Origin of the sequence: Candidatus Jettenia sp. AMX1 (assembly GCF_030263775.1) — a bacterium.
Taxonomy (GTDB): Bacteria; Planctomycetota; Brocadiia; order Brocadiales; family Brocadiaceae; genus Jettenia; species Jettenia caeni.
This window is the reverse complement of the sequence record NZ_SZPP01000015.1, coordinates 111,670-128,464: the sequence shown is the minus strand read 5'-3', so window position 1 is coordinate 128,464 and position 16,795 is coordinate 111,670. Positions and strand designations below refer to the sequence as shown.

The window sequence follows — 16,795 nt, the reverse complement described above, 5'->3', positions numbered from 1 at the left end:
GAGGTAATATGTTAAGAATAAAAATAATGAGTAGTTGTTTGTTTTGCATGGCTGTGCTTGCTGGTTTTATTTTTTCTTCCTCCCTTAAGGCATCAACTCATGTTGCTCAGGAGGTAACCCTTTCTGATAAAAAAAGAATATTTGAGAGATTAAGGGAGCTTACGAAAGACACCGATTCAATAACTGCTACGGTTAATCAGGAGAAACAACTTTCTTTGCTGAAAGAGAAGGTGTGTATTGATGGAACGGTAATTATGAAAAAACCCAATATGTTCAGATGGGACATTGCCAAACCTGACAAATCTGTCATCGCTATTGATGGCGAGACCATGACAGTCTATCATCCTGAGATCAAAGAAGCACAGGTATATAATCTTACCGGAAATCTTATAGCACGTAATACCATGCGCTTCCTCACCATGACGATGTGGGGATCATTAACGGAAATAGAAAAAAATTTTACCATGGATATACTGCGGCAGGGAGATGAAATAATTTTTCATCTGGAACCTCTGTCTGAAATGATAGGCCGATACTTATCATCTATTATTATATATTATGATGAAGAGACGGGGTTTCCACGGAGTTTCGAGATAAATACCTCAAAAGGTGATAAGACGGTAACCAGATTGTCGAATATAAAAATTAATCCTGAAGTTAAAACCGGAACCTTTAAAATAAAGTTGCCAGAAGATATCCGGATAACAAATAACCTTGAGCCAAGCCATTGTATCACTGAATAATGATTACGGTTATTAAGCTCATTATTGTTATAACGATAAGTATCTTCTGTATTTACTTCTATCCATATCTGAATTTCCATAAGATCGGTATCTTTGTGAAAGAAAACAGGATAACTGCTCCCTTCATTTTTATCTTACTCACTGCATTAAGACCTATTCTTTTCTTCCTCCCATCAATGGGTTTAACGATCGTAGCAGGTATGCTCTTTGGCACTGTTTGGGGTACTGTGTATGTAATTATTGGCGGTGTATTTTCAACATTGATAGGATTTTATTTTGCAAGATGGCTTGGAAGAGGAATCGTTGAAAAACTGGTAGAGAAGAATAAGCTGTTCAGAAGGGTAGAGAAGAGATCAAGGGATTATGGAAAAAATGCGGTGCTCTATATGAGGCTCTTTAATTTGCCATGGGATATGGTCAGTTATTGGGCCGGATTATCAGGGATCGATTTTAAAGATTTTTATATAGCAAGCATGATTCCCCTGGTGCCCATCAGTTTCCTCTACACCTATTTTGGCAGCCATATGTTTGCGCCAACAAGCGCAGGATTTATTATTTCGGTATCAATGCTGTTTGCCATGGGGGCAACTCCCTATGTAAAGGCGCGGTTTATGAAAAGGACATATGACTGAGAGCATAGGTGTTATAAAGCTTCCCATAAGCAGACTTCACATGGAGCTGACAAATATCTGTGATTTCTCCTGCGAGTTTTGTCCTGATTCGAGGATGAGAAGGCAAAGGGGAACGATGTCCTTTGAAATGGCTAAGTCTATAATAGATGACATCAGCAGGACAAGAATAGCGCGATTACTCTTATTTCATGTAATGGGAGAGCCTGCCTTACACCCACATTTAGTTGATATAGCCGAATATGCGCATGCTAAGCATGTGGATGTGTGTATAACGACAAATGGCAGTCGTATGAAAGGAGATTTGCTGAACGCCCTGATAAAGGCCAATATCAAAAGAATGATCGTATCACTTCAAACCCCTGATGAAAGCACCTTCTCTATGAGAGGCGCACGTGGATTATCTTTTGAAGAGTATGCAGAACATATTACATCGATAGCAAGGACATTCATACAGAAAGGCGGCGAAACTGAGTTAACGGTTAGTTTTCTTTCATCACCGTTACGGAAATTAATCATACCTGTGGCTAAAGAATTTAGTATTGCTGATACATCAAAAAAATTAAGAGAGTATCTGCGTATATGGGCTGAAAGGATATTAAGGGGTACCAGCATTGAAAATCGTTTATCCGGTGTGCTCAAACAGATAAACCGTGTGAGAAGTTTTAAGGAAAATAAGGTTGTGATAACCGATAAACTCTCTTTTCATACGCGGATTGTTGGAGACTGGGCAACACATTTTGATAGCAAGATTATAGAGGCGAGGTTTGGGTATTGTTGCGGGATACAGGAAAACTTTGGCATTTTATGGGATGGAGCTTATACCTTTTGCTGTGCAGATTATGAAGGAAGGACATCAACTCATAATTATCGCGATACATCAATTCAGGATTATTTACAGAAGGAGGTGGTGCAAAAAGTTGTAAAGGGATTCGAGAGTTTCAGGGTATTACATCCCCATTGCAGGCAGTGCCTTGGCGATAAGAGCATGCTCAATGCTTTGGTAAAACAGATAGGGTCGATTATCTATTTTAAGTGGATTAAGCAAAATTAAAAGGGGGGTTGCATGAAATCGTTGAAAGTTATGGTCTTGCTTGTTTCAGTGTTTTTGGCGCTGACTCTTACCTTAATAGCCGATGAAATTATTACCAACGATACTATTCTCACTATGGTTAAGGCTGGCCTGGGAGATGAATTGGTAATAACCAAGATTAAAACCTCACAGAATCAGTTTGATGTTTCAACGAAAAATATACTAAAGCTAAAAAATGAGGGTGTAGGAGATAATATTATCAAGGCAATGCTTGAGGCTTCAGCAAAGCAGAAAGCTGTTCAAAAAGTCAGTCCTGCAGAATCATCTCGTTCAGAACAAGGTACAGTACCTCGTGAGAAAGAACAGAAAAAATCCGGAAATGTTGATTACGATGAAAAGGATATCTATTATGCACGATGTAATTTAAAGGTAATCAAGGGTAACCGTATTACCTGGGTTAACTGGCAATCAACTCCGGTATTCATTCCGGTAGGGACTAAATTAAAAGTTGTTAAGTCTGGTGATACTGCGTCAGTGATAAACGTTGAGACTGGTAGCAGCTATACATTAGATATTGGAGGGGATGGTGATGCATTGCTTGAAAAATTTGTCACAAAAAAACCTATCGATATTGACCAGTTTCCTGCTGATGTCCAGTCTAATATCAGAAATACTGTAGCGAGAATTGGAATGACGAAAGAAGAGGTATATATAGCAATGGGACCACCTACCAATATCTCAAGCGCCAGGACTAAAACCATGACTTACGAGGATATCATGGGCGCCGATTTATGGGTTTATGCGAGACGACGTGCCGGTAAAAGTATTGGTGTGGCGTTTGATCCGGGTACAGGCAGGGTAAACAGAACAGAAGGAATCTGGAAATAAGTCATTACTTGAGAGTAGTTACTGATATTCGTGCAAATTATAGTAGTACACTGTCAACTTAATTTATCATAATAGACCCTCTCGTATGTGTCATTGCGAGGGGTATTTTCCCGAAGCAATCTCTTTTGAAATGTCCAGGAGATTGCTTCGGACAATACCCTCGCAATGACACAGCCCCATGCAGTTGAACCGATACAAATCGTATTATCATGAATTCTATTGACCGTGTAGTAGTTGGGATAAATAGATTTGTCAAAAAACGATGAGATTCTTGCACTTGCAAAAAAGGGGATGTATGGGACTCCTTATGCGTAAGGATATTTCCTTGTAACGTTTCATGAAGTAAAGAGGCCTAGATTATGGAACATATATTAAAAGTTTCACCAAAGGGGCAGATAACGCTGCCAAAGAAATTAAGAGACGCTCTTGAGATAGAAGACGTCATTGAGATTGAACTTAAAGACCGTAAAGGAATTGTTAAAAAACCTACGACGGAAGATATTGCTGGATGTTTCAAAAAATATGCTTCGAAAAAGAAAATAACCATTGTAAAGGCTATAAAGAAAGCCACGGATATGGTTGCTCATGAAATTGCCACAAAAAATAATTGATACTAACGTGATCTTGAGGTTTTTTCTTGCGGATAATGAAAAAGAATTTCTAAAGACTAAAGAGTTTTTTGGAAAACTTGAGTTTGGAGAAGATGAAGCTTTACTGACAGAGATTGTTTTCGTGGAAGTTATATGGGTTTTGCATAAAGTCTATGGCATTCCACGAAAAGAAATTTGCTTAAAATACAAACGACTTGTTGACTACAAGGGTATAAAAACTGTTTTCAGTAAAGAGATATTCTTGGAAAGCTTAAACTTATATACATCACATTCATATAGATATTCAAGATATTTCTTTGGCAGTTTTAGCAAAGTATAGAGGCAGTCTTATAATCTCATTTGACAAAACTGATTTTAAAAAATTAAAGGCAAACTTTGTTGAACCATGAAAAAGCTTCTTTTAGTATCTCCCCTTGCCCCGAAAAGTTTTTTAGGTGGTGACTTTTATTTTCGCCTTCCAAACCTTGGCCTTTTAAAAGTCGCTGCACTTACGCCGCCTGATTGGCAGATAAGTATCATCGATGAAAAGGTCGAGACCCTCGATTTACAACAGGATGCAGACCTTGTCGGTATTACTGCTATGACCCCTGCTGTCAAACGTGGCTATGAAATAGCCGATAGCTTTAGAGCGCGGGGAATAAAAGTGATAATGGGCGGTATGCATGTATCAAAGTTACCTGATGAGGCGCTGCAGCACTGTGATAGTATAGTTGTAGGTGAGGCTGAACAACTGTGGGATAAGGTTGTTGATGATTTTAAGAGGGGTGAATTGAAAAGTATTTATCAGCACGATAACGGATACCCTTCTTTGGTAAATTATCCGGCTCCGAATTGGGGTCTCTATGAGAGGAAAAGATACCTGCCGGTACATTTTATTGAGACTACCCGCGGATGTCCACACAATTGCGAGTTTTGCTCAGTAACAGATTCCTTTGGTGGTAAGTTTAGAAATAGACCTGTTGATGAGGTGGAAAGGGAGATACAACATCTGAAGCCATTTGAGAGCAGGTTTGCTCTTAAGAATGTAGTCTTTTTTGTCGACGATAATATCATAAGCAATAGAAAACATGCAAAAGAGCTTCTGGAAAGGATTATACCCTACCACCTCAAGTGGACCGGGCAGGCATCTACCCAAATTGCAAAAAACGATGAAATCCTTGCACTCTGTAAAAAGAGCGGATGCATGGGGCTTCTGATAGGGTTTGAGACATTATCATCAAACAATCTGGTAAAAATGGGGAAGACGTTTAATACACCTGAGAATTACCTTGATGTAATTAAAAAACTTCATGATTATGGTATTGGGGTAAATGGCGCTTTTGTACTGGGATTTGACCATGATGACGAAAGCGTTTTTGACCGGACTATTGAATTTGTTATTAAGGCAAAACTTGATGTTTGTTATTTCACGATATTAACGCCGTATCCTGGCACAAGATTATATTCTCAGTTATCCCGGGAAGGAAGGATCATAGACCACGACTGGTCAAACTACAATACCAATAATGTTGTCTTTATGCCCAAATTGATGAAGCCCGAAAAACTTCTCGATGGATTTCATCGCGTCCTGAAGGAGAGCTTCTCCTATTCGGCGATATTTAAAAGATTATGGGGTAATGGAACATACAAGAATTTCTTTTATCCTATGAACTTCGGTTTCCGGCAAACGATAAAAAAAACAATAAAACACAAGCAAGAGTTTTCCTATGGGCAAGGTTCTCGTTCTTGACGGGATGTGGAATAAATCACTTGCGGCTGTAAGGTCTTTTGGCAGGAAAGGACTCGATGTTACTACAGGAGAGAAGACGCTGCTTGCGACGGCAATGTTCTCAAGATACTGCAATAAGAGATTTGTCTACCCATCTCCTGTGCTGTCTCCCGTTGGCTTCCTTAAAGACCTTGAGGAAGAACTCAAAAGGAATAGCTACGATGTTGTCTTCCCTATGGAGTTCTCTACACAGGTTCTTTTAACTGATCCGGTAAACAGGCAAAAGCTTGAACAGTACACGAGAATACCTTTTGCCAGCGCCGATCTTGCAAAGAAGTGCAACGATAAAGCGTTTATTATGCGCCATGCGATGGAAAGAGGCATTGATATTCCGGCAACGTATTTTGTAAATGATACAAACTCTATTGCAGGAATTGTACAGAAACTTGAGTATCCGGCCCTTATAAAACCACGGGTTAGCTCGGGTTCAAGAGGTATTGTTTATGTAAAAAATAAAGATGAATTAACTTCCTTATACGGACAAGTACATAAACAGTATCCATTTCCGATTATTCAGGAGTACATACCGGGTGATGAAGTATATGGGGTTGGATTGCTTTTAAACTTCGAGTCTGAAGTAAGGGCTTCGTTTGTCTATAAACGTTTGCGCTCATATCCGGTAAAAGGGGGACCGAGTACACTCAGGGAAAGTGTTCAAAGGGATGATATCAGAGAAATTGCAATATCCCTCATGAAATCGCTTGAGTGGACCGGGATTGCCCATGCAGAATTTAAGATCGACCCAAGGGACGGAAAACCAAAACTGCTTGAGGTGAATCCGAGATTCTGGGGTTCTTTACAGCTTGCAATTGAATCAGGTGTTGATTTCCCTTTGCTCTTATTTAAAATGGCAATGGATGGTGATATTGAGTCTGTAGTAAATTATGCTGTTGGGGTTAAATGCAGATGGCTTATTCCCGGAGATGTATTACATTTTATCAAAAATCCGGAGAGATTAAGGTTAAAACCAAATTTCTTTGATTTTAAAATAAAAGATGATATTATTTCTCTGAAAGACCCCTTACCGATACTCGGAAGGATATCGTCTGTGTTGACCTTTTTCTATGATAAAGAGATGAAAGACCTCTTGAACAGATAAGAATCAGTGTAGTTACTCAAAATACTGTTGGGTTACAGGAGGGGCAAACCTTATGTTCGCCTTGTTTATGGGAAAGTGCAAAGGTTTTATGATTTGCAGGTTTAATTTTGCACCTTATTTTGAGTAGTTACGAATCAGTGGTAAACGGTTTGACAGTTGACCTTGAAGATTGGTACCACATCTGTGGGGTTGAAGATTACTCTGATCCGCTTCAGTGGGGTAGCTACGAAAATCGTATTATAAAAAACACGGATAAGATATTGGATCTTTTCAGATCATATAATATAAAGGCTACCTTTTTTGTCCTCGGATACATTGCCTTAAAAGAGCCTGATCTTATCAAGACAATTAAGGATGAGGGGCATGAAATAGCAACCCACGGTTTTTATCACAGAAGGGTTTTTGAGATGACGGAAAGAGAATTTGAAGAAGATGTTGGTAAGTCTGTCTCTACCATATCATCAATTACCGGGAGCAGGGTTTTTGGGTTCAGGGCGCCTGAGTGGTCAATAAGGAAAGAGACACCATGGGCATTGAAGATACTCAGGAAACTGGGCATTCTTTATGATTCGAGCATGGTTCCCCTTACCAGAATGGGAAGCAGAGATTTTCCACGCTATCCGTGTAAATTCGATACAGACTATGGGGAAATATGGGAATTTCCCCTTACTACAGTCAGATTGTTTTGGGAGAGGTTGCCTTTCACCGGTGGATTGCCCTTGAGAATGTTTCCTTACTTTTATATTCTTTCAAAGATACAGAGGATCAATTGGGAAGGATATCCTGCTATTGTTTACATACATCCGTGGGAATTCGATATGGAACAACCTCATATTGACCTTCCGTTCAGCAGGAAGTTTATGCACTATTTTAACATAAAAGCGACACCGAAAAAGGTTGAGGGCTTGCTTCGGCATCTTAGATTTGCGCCTGTTTCGGAAGTGATCAGATTACATGCATGAGAGATATCTACTTTTATACATCACTATTTTCTACCCTCCTTATTTACACCACGATGCTATGTTTTTTAGTAACCTTTGTTGTTGTTACCGGTATTATCGGCGCTCTCATTATCCTGTCTGCAATTATCGTCTTGTTTATTTTTTTCTACGATGGTTTTAAGATAATAAAAAATATGGGGAAGTATACGTCACATTGAAGAGAAGGGTTGTTGTAACAGGAATTGGTATTATTACTGCTCATGGTGTGGGGAAAGAGATAAACTGGGTCAAAATAAAATCCGGAGTATCTGGTATAAAAACGATTACCTCATTTGATTCATCAAAATACCCGGGAAAGTGTGGTGGAGAGGCACGGGAATTTAGCGCCACGAGTATTAAAAGCGTAAAGAGAACAAGACTTGACAGGGCATCTCATCTTTTGATCCATGCGGTTCGTGAGGCGCTTTCAGAAACAGAAAACGAGTATCCTGCTTATAAAGATAAAGAAGTACTTTTATCTGTAGGAACAACCCTGGGAGGGATGCTCTCCGGTGAGATGTATCATAGAGAGGTTATACAAAAAGGACTGGAAAGGGCAAGGCTTTCTCTGGTAACTGATTATCTTGCTCATTATCAGGCAATCAATGTGTTAAGAGAATTTGAGCTTGCAGGCGATTTTACCGTTTTTTCTAATGCCTGCGCTTCAGGTACCAATGCTATCGGCCATGCATTCAATTCTGTTCGTTACGGTGAGTATGATGTAGCTGTTTGTGGCGGATATGACACCATGAGTGAGTTTACCTTTGCCGGCTTTAACTCTCTTATGGCGGTAACGCCAACACTCTGCCGGCCTTTTGATAAAAACAGGGATGGACTGGTGCTTGGAGAAGGAGCGGGAATTTTAATCCTGGAAGAATTGGAATATGCCATAAGACGTAATGCACGGATAGTATGTGAAATAGTTGGCTATGGTGAGTCATCCGATGCTTATCACATGACAAGTCCTGATCCATCGGGAAGATATGCGTCTTATGCTATTATTAAGGCGTTACAAGATGCAGGGAATCCGAAGATCGATTATATTAATGCTCACGGAACAGGTACGAAATACAATGACGAGGCAGAATCAAAGGCAATAACGATGGCATTAGGAGATAGCACAAAAGAGATACCCGTCAGTTCAATAAAGCCGATGGTTGGCCATATTCTTGGAGGCGCCGGTGCGGTAGAGGCAATTGTTTCAATATTTTCAATAATCCATAAGGCCATGCCACCAAATATCAATTATGATTGCCCCGATCCCCGATGTAATCTGAATATCATTACGAAGGCTGTTGAGGAGGATGTTAAAACCGTTCTTTCCAACTCTTTTGGGTTTTGGGGGTCAAATGCAGCCATACTATTTCGGGAATATCCGTGGGAAGGTTAGTTTTAACAGGTATAGGTCCGTTAACACCCATTGGCATGGGAAAGAAACAATTCTGGGATGCCATACTCAATGGTGCTTCCGGCATCAGGAAAATAACGAAACTACCTGCTTTTTCTGAGTATTATGGTGGAGAGATTGGCGATATTAATTTTGATGAATATATCCCCGATAAGAGGTTTCGGCGTACTGCGGATATATCGAGATATACTATGCTGGCGGTAAAACTCGCCCTAGATGATGCAAATCCCGATTCATCAAGTTCAGAAAATCTCGGAATAATTGTTAGCCTGACACATGGAGCGCTCAACTATACACAATCATACCACAGGTTACTGATAACTGAGGGCGTTGAGTCTGTAAGCCCTATATTCTTTTGTGATTCGATATTGAATGCCTCCGCAGGAAATACATCCATATGTTTTGGAGTCCACGGTCCTGTCCATACCCTTATTGGTGGTAAAACAATTGCAACAAAGGCAATACTACGTGCCGCCCAAATGATACGTGCCGGAGCGATTGATAGATCAATCATTGTTTCGGCAGACGAATTGAATGAATTATCATTTTCCTGCTATTCGAGATTAGGGTTATCCCCATTGTCAGAAGGAGCAGGTGCTTTATTCCTGGAAAATGAACATACGATGAAAGGTGTATTTCCTTACTGTTATTTATCAGGAATTGCTTCACGGAGTAACCCTTCAGATCTTCCATCGGTATTCCATAAGACAATGGAAAAATCTTTAGAAATGGCTAATCTAAAGACCGGTGATATTGATCTTGTTATGGCAGAGCCATCTCTTTCTGATATGATAGCGCGGTGTTTAAATACGGGAAATATACCGGTAGGGTCTATAACTCCTCTTACAGGGAGTGCATTTTCTGTTACTACCATGTGGGATATCATCGTATCCGCCTTGATAATAAAGTATGGCATAGCGCCATCATCCATTATCAGCAAGAGGGAAAAAATTCCTGACGAAATCAGGAATATCATGATATGCGTTACCGAGAGAGAGGGTATAGCATCTACGGTAATTTTATCGAAATATCCATGAATAATTCAGCATGTGTTGATCTGCTTTGTGGTAAAAGTATAGGTCAAATCTATGAACCAAAATTCGCCAGATATAAAATCGTTATTAAATCAATTCTCTTTACAAAAGTTTCTTACAAAACGGCTTTTAAGATTTATTCATGACGAAGGCATATTCCAGCTTCTCGCATCTATGCAAAGATTTGTTATCGATGAAGTTATTGAAACACTTCAGCTCAAATCAGGATACCGCCTTCAGGATGAAACGAGAATTCGGATGGTAAAAGTGCTTATCGATCTGCTGTATGAATGTGAATATCTGGTTTATAAAAATAATGTATATCAATGGAATCGTGGCAGAAATTTAAAGATATGTTTGGAAGATGAAGAACGTAAAGTTGTGGAGTCCTCATTGAGGGGAATGGTTGATTTTTTTGAAGAATGTATAGGTTATGCCGGTGATTTTTTCAGAGGCGCTGCGCCACGTTTTCGTTTTGACAATGGATCAACATCTGCATGGGAAAGGTTTCTGGGGAATGCAGAGTTCAGTTTTATTCGTTCTGTCCTTTTAAAATTATTGATGTTTGAGAAAAGAGACACAGGTAATATCCTTGATCTTTGTTACGGACCGGGCTTTGGTCTTGCTCAGATACAGGAACGATTACCTGAAGTAAGATTAATGGCATTAGATTTTACCGATAATTTCTACCGGCAGGCAGCAGGCAGATTACCGGATGCTCACGCTGTCAAATGGATTAAATCTGAGTTATGGAACGGTTTTGGTACGCCCCTGCCTTTTGATGATAACACCGTTGATAGTGTGCTTTTTACCTGTGCTGACCCGTATATACCTTCAGAATGGCGGGAATATGTTTACCGTGATTTATTCAGGATATTGAAACAGGGAGGAACGCTCGGGATTATGACCCATAGTTATCCTGACCGTGAGAAGAAATATGTAAGAGATACATGGATAAGGGCAGGTATTTTATGTCATGATTTTTCAGAAAGTGTTTGTGAAGGATGGCAGGGATTTTATAATGCGGAAGATTCTCTGAACCTTTTTAAAGAAATTGGTTACCATATTTACGCCGTTATGCTGAACGCATCCGTATGGAGACTTGATAAGCCATGAGAGAAAGGGTATGTGTAACAGGTATCGGTATGATTACGCCCATAAAGCCTTTTCAGGGCATGGATGAATTCTGGAATGCGCTATGCTCCGGAGAAGATGCCATAAAGAAAATAAAACCTCCTATGTTCAATCATGACAAAGAATGGTTAATGGCAAGTATTGATCTGTCTGATTTTCCAAATCCTGTCAGTCCGGAAGATAAACTTCAGTTTCTTGTAGAAAAAGCATTTACTATGGCGCGAGACGATGCGCATTTGCAGGGAGATCAAACCATAGGATTATCCATTGGAACTGTGCTGGGAAATGTACTATGCAAAGAAAAAAGATTGATGGAACAGAGAACATATCATAGGGGATATTATCCTGAGAATGAATCGCTTTCTTACATTACCTCACATCTTGTATCCAAATATAAGGTAAACGGGCCGGGTATCACCGTCTCTACTGCCTGTGCTTCCGGGACCGATGCCATTGGAGTGGCAGCAAGGAAGATATTTGCCGGAAAGGCAGATTGTATGATTGCAGGTGGTGTTGATGTGCTCAGCGATTTTGCTATTACCGGATTTCATGCCTTTCAAGCTATCACAGAAGAAAAGGTCAGGCCCTTTGATAAAAACAGGAGCGGGCTTGCGTTTGGCGAGGGCGCAGCCTTTGTTGTGCTTGAATCCGAACGGTGTGCTGTCCGAAGAAAAGCGAAAATATACGGCAGCTTTCTGGGATATGCTTCACGGGCTGATGCTCATCATATGACCGGTCCTCACAAAGAAGGCCGGGGGCTTGCTCATGCTATTACTCAAGCATTGTTACAAGCCAATCTCAAACCTGATGAGATTGACTATATTAATGCTCATGGCACGGGAACCGTTTACAACGATCTTATGGAGACAAAGGCAATAAAAAAGGCGCTCGGAAATGCCGCATACGATATACCCATAAGCTCTACGAAATCCATGCTGGGGCATTCCTTTGGTGCCGCAGGTGTTATTGAAGCAATTTGCTGCCTGCTTTCTATGAATACCAGGACTATACCTCCTACGATTAATTTTCAGGAATGTGACCCTGCCTGTGACCTTGATTATGTTCCAAACATTGCAAGAAGACACCAGGTGAAGGTTGCTCTGTCCCTCTCTGCCGGGTTTGGCGGACAAAATTCCGCTCTCGTATTTGGTGAATTATGACGCCTGTTATTACCGGTTTGAGTAAGCTGGTTAGTTGTGACCTGGATAAGGATATCTCTCGCATGAATGAACAGATCAGGCACATGCGATTTGTTCATGACCTGGAGAAATTGGTAGTTACCGCCGTTGGATTGGTTTTATACGATGCCGGTATGTCTTTTCCGGTGGGGAATGAAGATATTGGTCTTTACGTAGAGGTAGACAATGCAATAGAAGATATTAAGAGCGAATATTTTAACAACATTCTGTCTGAAGGTATTCTGGGTGCAAGTCCACTCCTTTTCCCGTTTACCTCTCCCAATGCGCTTACAGCACAAGCAACTATAGCTTTTGATATACGGGGGGAAAGCATTACCCTTCCTATTCAGCGCTCATCGAAAGATGTTATCGAGTATGCAATGGACTGTATTATTGGACGATATACAAAAATGGCAATTGCAGGGGGAATAACAACAGACCGATCACAGACTTCTTGTTCTGAAACCGTAAAAGCTCCTGTGTATACGGCTGAGTTCTTCTTTCTTGAAGACAGGAAAAGCGCTGTGGCGCGCGGGGTAAAGGTATACCACCGTGTAATGGATGGGAGTATATGAAGGCTTTTCATGGTATAGATAAGCTCTCCGTGGGTGAGATAAAGAAGATACAGGATGAGTTGTTATCCGATACGATTCGTTACGCCTATGAAATGTCTGTTTACTACAGAAGGGTTTTTGACAGGCATGGTATATCGCCGGCTGATATGAAAACGGTTGAATTTCTCGACACATTACCATGTACCAGCAAACTGGATATTTCGAAGGATAACTGGGCGTTTTTATCGGTGAAAAGAGAATCTATTGCAGAAATTGTTTCAACTACGGGTACAACAGGAGAGCCTGTTTTTATAGCTCTTACAGGCAATGATATAGAACGTCTTGCCTATAATGAGGAAAGGAGCTTCGGTTATACAGGGGCAGGGAAAGAGGATTTATTTCATATAGCCGTTACCTGTGATAATCTTTTTATTGCCGGCATCGCATACTACAGAGGGTTGATAAGACTTGGCGCATCTGTTGTCAGAATAGGGCCACAAAGTATCGTCAGACACTTTGATCTGATAAAAAAACTAAAACCCAATGGAATTGTTGCTGTACCATCATTTCTGTTTTATCTGATATGTCGCGCACATGAGAACGAATTAGATATGAAAAAATTTGGTATAGAGAAAATAGTCCTCATTGGTGATAGTATCAGAAATGTAGATTTTAGCGCCAATACGCTTGGCTGTTTGATTGAGGATGCATTTGATGAGAGATGCTACTCAACGTATGGTATCACTGAGGGACAGGTCTCATTTTGCGAATGTGAATTTCACCAGGGACTCCACAGTCATCCAGACCTTGTTATTGTGGAGATTGTTGATGATCATGGGAAACCGCTAAAAGACAATGAGATAGGGGAGTTGGTATTAACCCCTCTTCAGCTTCAGGGTATGCCGTTGATAAGATACAAAACGGGAGATATTACGTTTAAACTATCAAGCCCTTGCCTTTGTGGGAGAAATTCAGTCCGCATTGGTCCCATTTTAGGACGCAAACACCAGAGATTGAAAGTTGCGGGAGTTACGCTGTATCCCAAGACAATTGAAAATACTATCCTCGGTATAAAAGACATCATAAACTACCAAATAGAGGTATACACAGGGAATGACCAGACAGACCACATAATCTTAAGAGTGGGCGCTTACAGAAATGATAAGAGTTTCAAATCATTTTTAGTTGATTCTCTTCGTGCACGGGCAAAGGTAACGCCGGAGATAGAGATCGAGTCGCCCGAGGAGATAGAGAAGAGACTTTTTGAAGGCGGGAGTCGGAAGGCAATTACATTTAAGGACAGGAGAATTAAATTGTATGAGTAATACCACAGATACCATCAATGAACTGAGTTTTACTGATGAAGAAATTATGGAATGTCTTGCGAAAAAAGGGCTGCTTTCTATAGAACTTGAGTTTACGAAGAAATGTAATCTCAGATGTCTTTATTGTTACTCCAGTGCGGGAGAACCGGCTAAGGATGAATTGAGTATCGATGAATTAAAATCAGTTGTATTTCAGGCGAAAAATTTAGGAGCAAAAAAGATCGTTCTCTTAGGTGGAGGAGAGCCGTTACTCTATAAAGACTTAGAGGAGATAGTTGACTATATAAATTCTCTTGGACTACAACAAATACTCTTTACCAATGGCGTACTCATCGATGAGGAAATAGCGGGGTTTCTCTTTAAAAACAAGGTTTCTGTTGTTATAAAGCGTAACAGCTTCAAGCCAGAGGTTCAGGATATGCTTGCAGATATAAAAGGAACGTTTAAGCATATACAAAAAGGAATAACCATTTTGATGGAGACAGGGTATCCCCAAAAAGAGATCTCATTGGGTATACAAACTATTATCTGCAAACAAAATATAGACGAGATTCCATCCATGTGGATATGGGCGCGAGAGAGAGGAATTATTCCTTACTTTGAGGTGTTAACCTATCAGGGGCGCGCAAAGGAAAACAAAGAACTATCGGTATCCCCGTCTGAAATCAAGGATGTCTTTGAGCGTTTAGAGATGATAGATACTACCTTTGGTATTCCATGGAAATCACATCCAAAAATTGCAGCCTTTTCATGCAAACGACATCTTTACAGTTGTCTTATCAATTCTCAGGGCTATATTCAGGCTTGTACAGGAGTTGATATGCCAATTGGAAATATCAGAGAAAAATCACTCAAAGAGATCCTTAAAAATAGTGAGGTAATAACGAATCTCAGAGATATCTATGAAAAAATAGATGGTTATTGTAAAACGTGTGAACATAATACCAGTTGTTATGGCTGCAGGGGAAATGCATATCAGATAACAGGCAATTATTTGGCCTCTGACCCAAAATGCGGGAGTTGTAAAAAGGAATCGAATGAACATTTTGCTCATATCTGTCAACGATGAAACAGATCCATATCCGGTGACGCCATTAGGCGTTGCATATATTGCAAAAGCTCTGAAAAACAAAGGGCATACGGTGTATGTTCTTGATCTGTGCTTTGTTGAAGACGCTTATCGTGCGGTTGGAGATATCCTGAAAGGCTTTTTACCGGATATTATTGGCTTATCTATCAGGAACATTGATAATCTTACCTATAAGAAAAGTATTTTTTACCTGCCACGGATTCGGGATATAGTTACTTTTATAAAGAAGAATACGTCCGTTCCTGTCATAGTTGGAGGTTCAGGTTTTTCTATCTTTCCGGAAGAGGTTTTGAGGTATTTACATCTGGATATCGGCATTGTAGGGGAAGGAGAAACTGCTGTATCGCTGATTGCAGATGGGATTGAAAATGGCAGCGACATATACCATATACCAAATCTCTGTTATATTAGCGATGGAATATTTAAACAAAATAACCTGTGCAGTGATTGTATTCAGAATACACCTGACCGGACACTTTTCGATAATAAAAGATATCTCGAACTAGGCGGTATGGCCAACATACAGTCAAAAAGGGGATGTCCATTCAGATGTACCTACTGTACCTATCCAAATATCGAAGGTAATAAACTAAGATTGAAAGAGCCGGGTCCTGTCGCAGCAGAGTTAAAGGAAATGAAGGCTAACTATGATATTGATTATGTGTTTTTTGTCGATGATATATTTAACTTCCCGGAGGAACATGCCGGTGCAGTATGCGAAGAGATAATAAAAAACAGTCTGAACATTAACTGGACATGCTTTGCAACTCCAAAAGGAATGACTCCGGAACTTGCTAAATTAATGAAAATGGCAGGCTGTAAGGGAATTGAATTTGGAACAGATGCAGGCTCTGAGAAAACACTGAAAGGATTGGGTAAATCTTTTACTCTCGATGATGTAGCACATGCGACTGAATATTGTAAAAACATTGGCTTGCCTGCTGCCCATTATGTTATAATTGGCGGTCCGGAGGAAGATAATTCAACCTTAACAGAGACATTCACTTTTTTTAAAAAGAATAAACCAACGGCAATTATTGCATTACTGGGAATTAGAATATATCCAAATACCCTTATTTACCACAAGGCTATAGAAGATTGTATTATTGAGAAAGATGAGAATTTACTGGAACCAATATTCTATATAACACCACACATGAGTGAAGAGGCATTATTTCACAAAGTTTCTGAATATGCTGCGCACAGGTATAATTGGATTGTTCCTAATCTTGATTTAAGATGTAATACCAGCATGCTAACCAAATTAAGAAGTATGGGCAGGAGAGGGCCACTATGGAATTTATTTGCACAAACGTAAGGA

Annotated in this window: 18 protein-coding genes; all 18 read left to right on the top strand. The window is 40.0% G+C overall.

Annotation, left to right across the window (positions count from 1 at the left end):
• The first annotated feature begins 8 nt into the window (after positions 1-8).
• The 18 genes from FBQ94_RS06115 to FBQ94_RS06030 all read left to right on the top strand — a co-directional run bounded on the left by FBQ94_RS06115 (position 9) and on the right by FBQ94_RS06030 (position 16,792).
• Complete coding sequence (locus tag FBQ94_RS06115; RefSeq protein WP_083849272.1) at positions 9-743, top strand: LolA family protein; 735 nt, start codon at positions 9-11, stop codon at positions 741-743.
• On the top strand, positions 743-1,375 hold the full coding sequence (locus tag FBQ94_RS06110) for a TVP38/TMEM64 family protein (protein WP_007222083.1): 633 nt from the start codon (positions 743-745) through the stop codon (positions 1,373-1,375). The genes FBQ94_RS06115 and FBQ94_RS06110 overlap by 1 nt, the downstream gene beginning before the upstream one ends.
• Positions 1,368-2,426: a radical SAM/SPASM domain-containing protein gene (locus tag FBQ94_RS06105; RefSeq protein WP_040543731.1), complete on the top strand. Its 1,059-nt coding sequence runs from the start codon at positions 1,368-1,370 to the stop codon at positions 2,424-2,426. The genes FBQ94_RS06110 and FBQ94_RS06105 overlap by 8 nt, the downstream gene beginning before the upstream one ends.
• A gap of 12 nt (positions 2,427-2,438) precedes the next feature.
• The gene (locus FBQ94_RS06100; protein WP_007222085.1) at positions 2,439-3,293 is read left to right on the top strand and encodes a hypothetical protein; all 855 of its coding nucleotides are present in this window, start codon (positions 2,439-2,441) and stop codon (positions 3,291-3,293) included.
• Between the two features lie 359 nt (positions 3,294-3,652).
• Positions 3,653-3,904, top strand: coding sequence for an AbrB/MazE/SpoVT family DNA-binding domain-containing protein (locus FBQ94_RS06095; protein ID WP_007222086.1), 252 nt, complete (start codon positions 3,653-3,655; stop codon positions 3,902-3,904).
• Positions 3,879-4,223: a type II toxin-antitoxin system VapC family toxin gene (locus tag FBQ94_RS06090; RefSeq protein WP_051006182.1), complete on the top strand. Its 345-nt coding sequence runs from the start codon at positions 3,879-3,881 to the stop codon at positions 4,221-4,223. The genes FBQ94_RS06095 and FBQ94_RS06090 overlap by 26 nt, the downstream gene beginning before the upstream one ends.
• 66 nt (positions 4,224-4,289) lie before the next feature.
• Positions 4,290-5,633, top strand: coding sequence for a B12-binding domain-containing radical SAM protein (locus tag FBQ94_RS06085; protein ID WP_007222087.1), 1,344 nt, complete (start codon positions 4,290-4,292; stop codon positions 5,631-5,633).
• Positions 5,611-6,771 carry a carboxylate--amine ligase gene (locus tag FBQ94_RS06080; protein WP_007222088.1) on the top strand — a complete coding sequence of 387 codons (1,161 nt, stop codon included), beginning with the start codon at positions 5,611-5,613 and terminating at the stop codon, positions 6,769-6,771. The genes FBQ94_RS06085 and FBQ94_RS06080 overlap by 23 nt, the downstream gene beginning before the upstream one ends.
• A 107-nt stretch (positions 6,772-6,878) precedes the next feature.
• Positions 6,879-7,733 carry a polysaccharide deacetylase family protein gene (locus tag FBQ94_RS06075; RefSeq protein ID WP_007222089.1) on the top strand — a complete coding sequence of 285 codons (855 nt, stop codon included), beginning with the start codon at positions 6,879-6,881 and terminating at the stop codon, positions 7,731-7,733.
• Positions 7,730-7,930 carry a hypothetical protein gene (locus tag FBQ94_RS06070; protein ID WP_007222090.1) on the top strand — a complete coding sequence of 67 codons (201 nt, stop codon included), beginning with the start codon at positions 7,730-7,732 and terminating at the stop codon, positions 7,928-7,930. Before FBQ94_RS06075 ends, FBQ94_RS06070 begins: the two co-directional genes overlap by 4 nt.
• Positions 7,927-9,141: a beta-ketoacyl-[acyl-carrier-protein] synthase family protein gene (locus FBQ94_RS06065; RefSeq protein ID WP_007222091.1), complete on the top strand. Its 1,215-nt coding sequence runs from the start codon at positions 7,927-7,929 to the stop codon at positions 9,139-9,141. The genes FBQ94_RS06070 and FBQ94_RS06065 overlap by 4 nt, the downstream gene beginning before the upstream one ends.
• Positions 9,129-10,196 carry a beta-ketoacyl synthase N-terminal-like domain-containing protein gene (locus FBQ94_RS06060; RefSeq protein ID WP_007222092.1) on the top strand — a complete coding sequence of 356 codons (1,068 nt, stop codon included), beginning with the start codon at positions 9,129-9,131 and terminating at the stop codon, positions 10,194-10,196. Before FBQ94_RS06065 ends, FBQ94_RS06060 begins: the two co-directional genes overlap by 13 nt.
• Before the next feature lie 51 nt (positions 10,197-10,247).
• Positions 10,248-11,309: a class I SAM-dependent methyltransferase gene (locus FBQ94_RS06055; RefSeq protein WP_007222093.1), complete on the top strand. Its 1,062-nt coding sequence runs from the start codon at positions 10,248-10,250 to the stop codon at positions 11,307-11,309.
• A complete protein-coding gene (locus FBQ94_RS06050; RefSeq protein WP_007222094.1) occupies positions 11,306-12,487 on the top strand; it encodes a beta-ketoacyl-[acyl-carrier-protein] synthase family protein in 1,182 nt (393 codons plus the stop codon). The genes FBQ94_RS06055 and FBQ94_RS06050 overlap by 4 nt, the downstream gene beginning before the upstream one ends.
• The gene (locus FBQ94_RS06045) at positions 12,484-13,080 is read left to right on the top strand and encodes a beta-ketoacyl synthase N-terminal-like domain-containing protein (RefSeq protein WP_007222095.1); all 597 of its coding nucleotides are present in this window, start codon (positions 12,484-12,486) and stop codon (positions 13,078-13,080) included. Before FBQ94_RS06050 ends, FBQ94_RS06045 begins: the two co-directional genes overlap by 4 nt.
• Positions 13,077-14,384, top strand: coding sequence for a phenylacetate--CoA ligase family protein (locus FBQ94_RS06040; RefSeq protein ID WP_007222096.1), 1,308 nt, complete (start codon positions 13,077-13,079; stop codon positions 14,382-14,384). The genes FBQ94_RS06045 and FBQ94_RS06040 overlap by 4 nt, the downstream gene beginning before the upstream one ends.
• Entirely contained in the window at positions 14,377-15,453 is a 1,077-nt protein-coding gene (locus tag FBQ94_RS06035) for a radical SAM/SPASM domain-containing protein (protein ID WP_007222097.1), read from the top strand. Before FBQ94_RS06040 ends, FBQ94_RS06035 begins: the two co-directional genes overlap by 8 nt.
• On the top strand, positions 15,422-16,792 hold the full coding sequence (locus tag FBQ94_RS06030) for a lipid biosynthesis B12-binding/radical SAM protein (protein WP_007222098.1): 1,371 nt from the start codon (positions 15,422-15,424) through the stop codon (positions 16,790-16,792). Before FBQ94_RS06035 ends, FBQ94_RS06030 begins: the two co-directional genes overlap by 32 nt.
• Positions 16,793-16,795: the final 3 nt, after the last annotated feature.

Bases quoted from the DNA above. Each gene is read 5' to 3' on its own strand.
- FBQ94_RS06115 (WP_083849272.1), top strand. From the start codon at position 9: ATGTTAAGAATAAAAATAATGAGTAGTTGTTTGTTTTGCATGGCTGTG.
- FBQ94_RS06110 (WP_007222083.1), top strand. From the start codon at position 743: ATGATTACGGTTATTAAGCTCATTATTGTTATAACGATAAGTATCTTC.
- FBQ94_RS06105 (WP_040543731.1), top strand. From the start codon at position 1,368: ATGACTGAGAGCATAGGTGTTATAAAGCTTCCCATAAGCAGACTTCAC.
- FBQ94_RS06100 (WP_007222085.1), top strand. From the start codon at position 2,439: ATGAAATCGTTGAAAGTTATGGTCTTGCTTGTTTCAGTGTTTTTGGCG.
- FBQ94_RS06095 (WP_007222086.1), top strand. From the start codon at position 3,653: ATGGAACATATATTAAAAGTTTCACCAAAGGGGCAGATAACGCTGCCA.
- FBQ94_RS06090 (WP_051006182.1), top strand. From the start codon at position 3,879: ATGAAATTGCCACAAAAAATAATTGATACTAACGTGATCTTGAGGTTT.
- FBQ94_RS06085 (WP_007222087.1), top strand. From the start codon at position 4,290: ATGAAAAAGCTTCTTTTAGTATCTCCCCTTGCCCCGAAAAGTTTTTTA.
- FBQ94_RS06080 (WP_007222088.1), top strand. From the start codon at position 5,611: ATGGGCAAGGTTCTCGTTCTTGACGGGATGTGGAATAAATCACTTGCG.
- FBQ94_RS06070 (WP_007222090.1), top strand. From the start codon at position 7,730: ATGAGAGATATCTACTTTTATACATCACTATTTTCTACCCTCCTTATT.
- FBQ94_RS06055 (WP_007222093.1), top strand. From the start codon at position 10,248: ATGAACCAAAATTCGCCAGATATAAAATCGTTATTAAATCAATTCTCT.
- FBQ94_RS06050 (WP_007222094.1), top strand. From the start codon at position 11,306: ATGAGAGAAAGGGTATGTGTAACAGGTATCGGTATGATTACGCCCATA.
- FBQ94_RS06045 (WP_007222095.1), top strand. From the start codon at position 12,484: ATGACGCCTGTTATTACCGGTTTGAGTAAGCTGGTTAGTTGTGACCTG.
- FBQ94_RS06040 (WP_007222096.1), top strand. From the start codon at position 13,077: ATGAAGGCTTTTCATGGTATAGATAAGCTCTCCGTGGGTGAGATAAAG.
- FBQ94_RS06035 (WP_007222097.1), top strand. From the start codon at position 14,377: ATGAGTAATACCACAGATACCATCAATGAACTGAGTTTTACTGATGAA.
- FBQ94_RS06030 (WP_007222098.1), top strand. From the start codon at position 15,422: ATGAACATTTTGCTCATATCTGTCAACGATGAAACAGATCCATATCCG.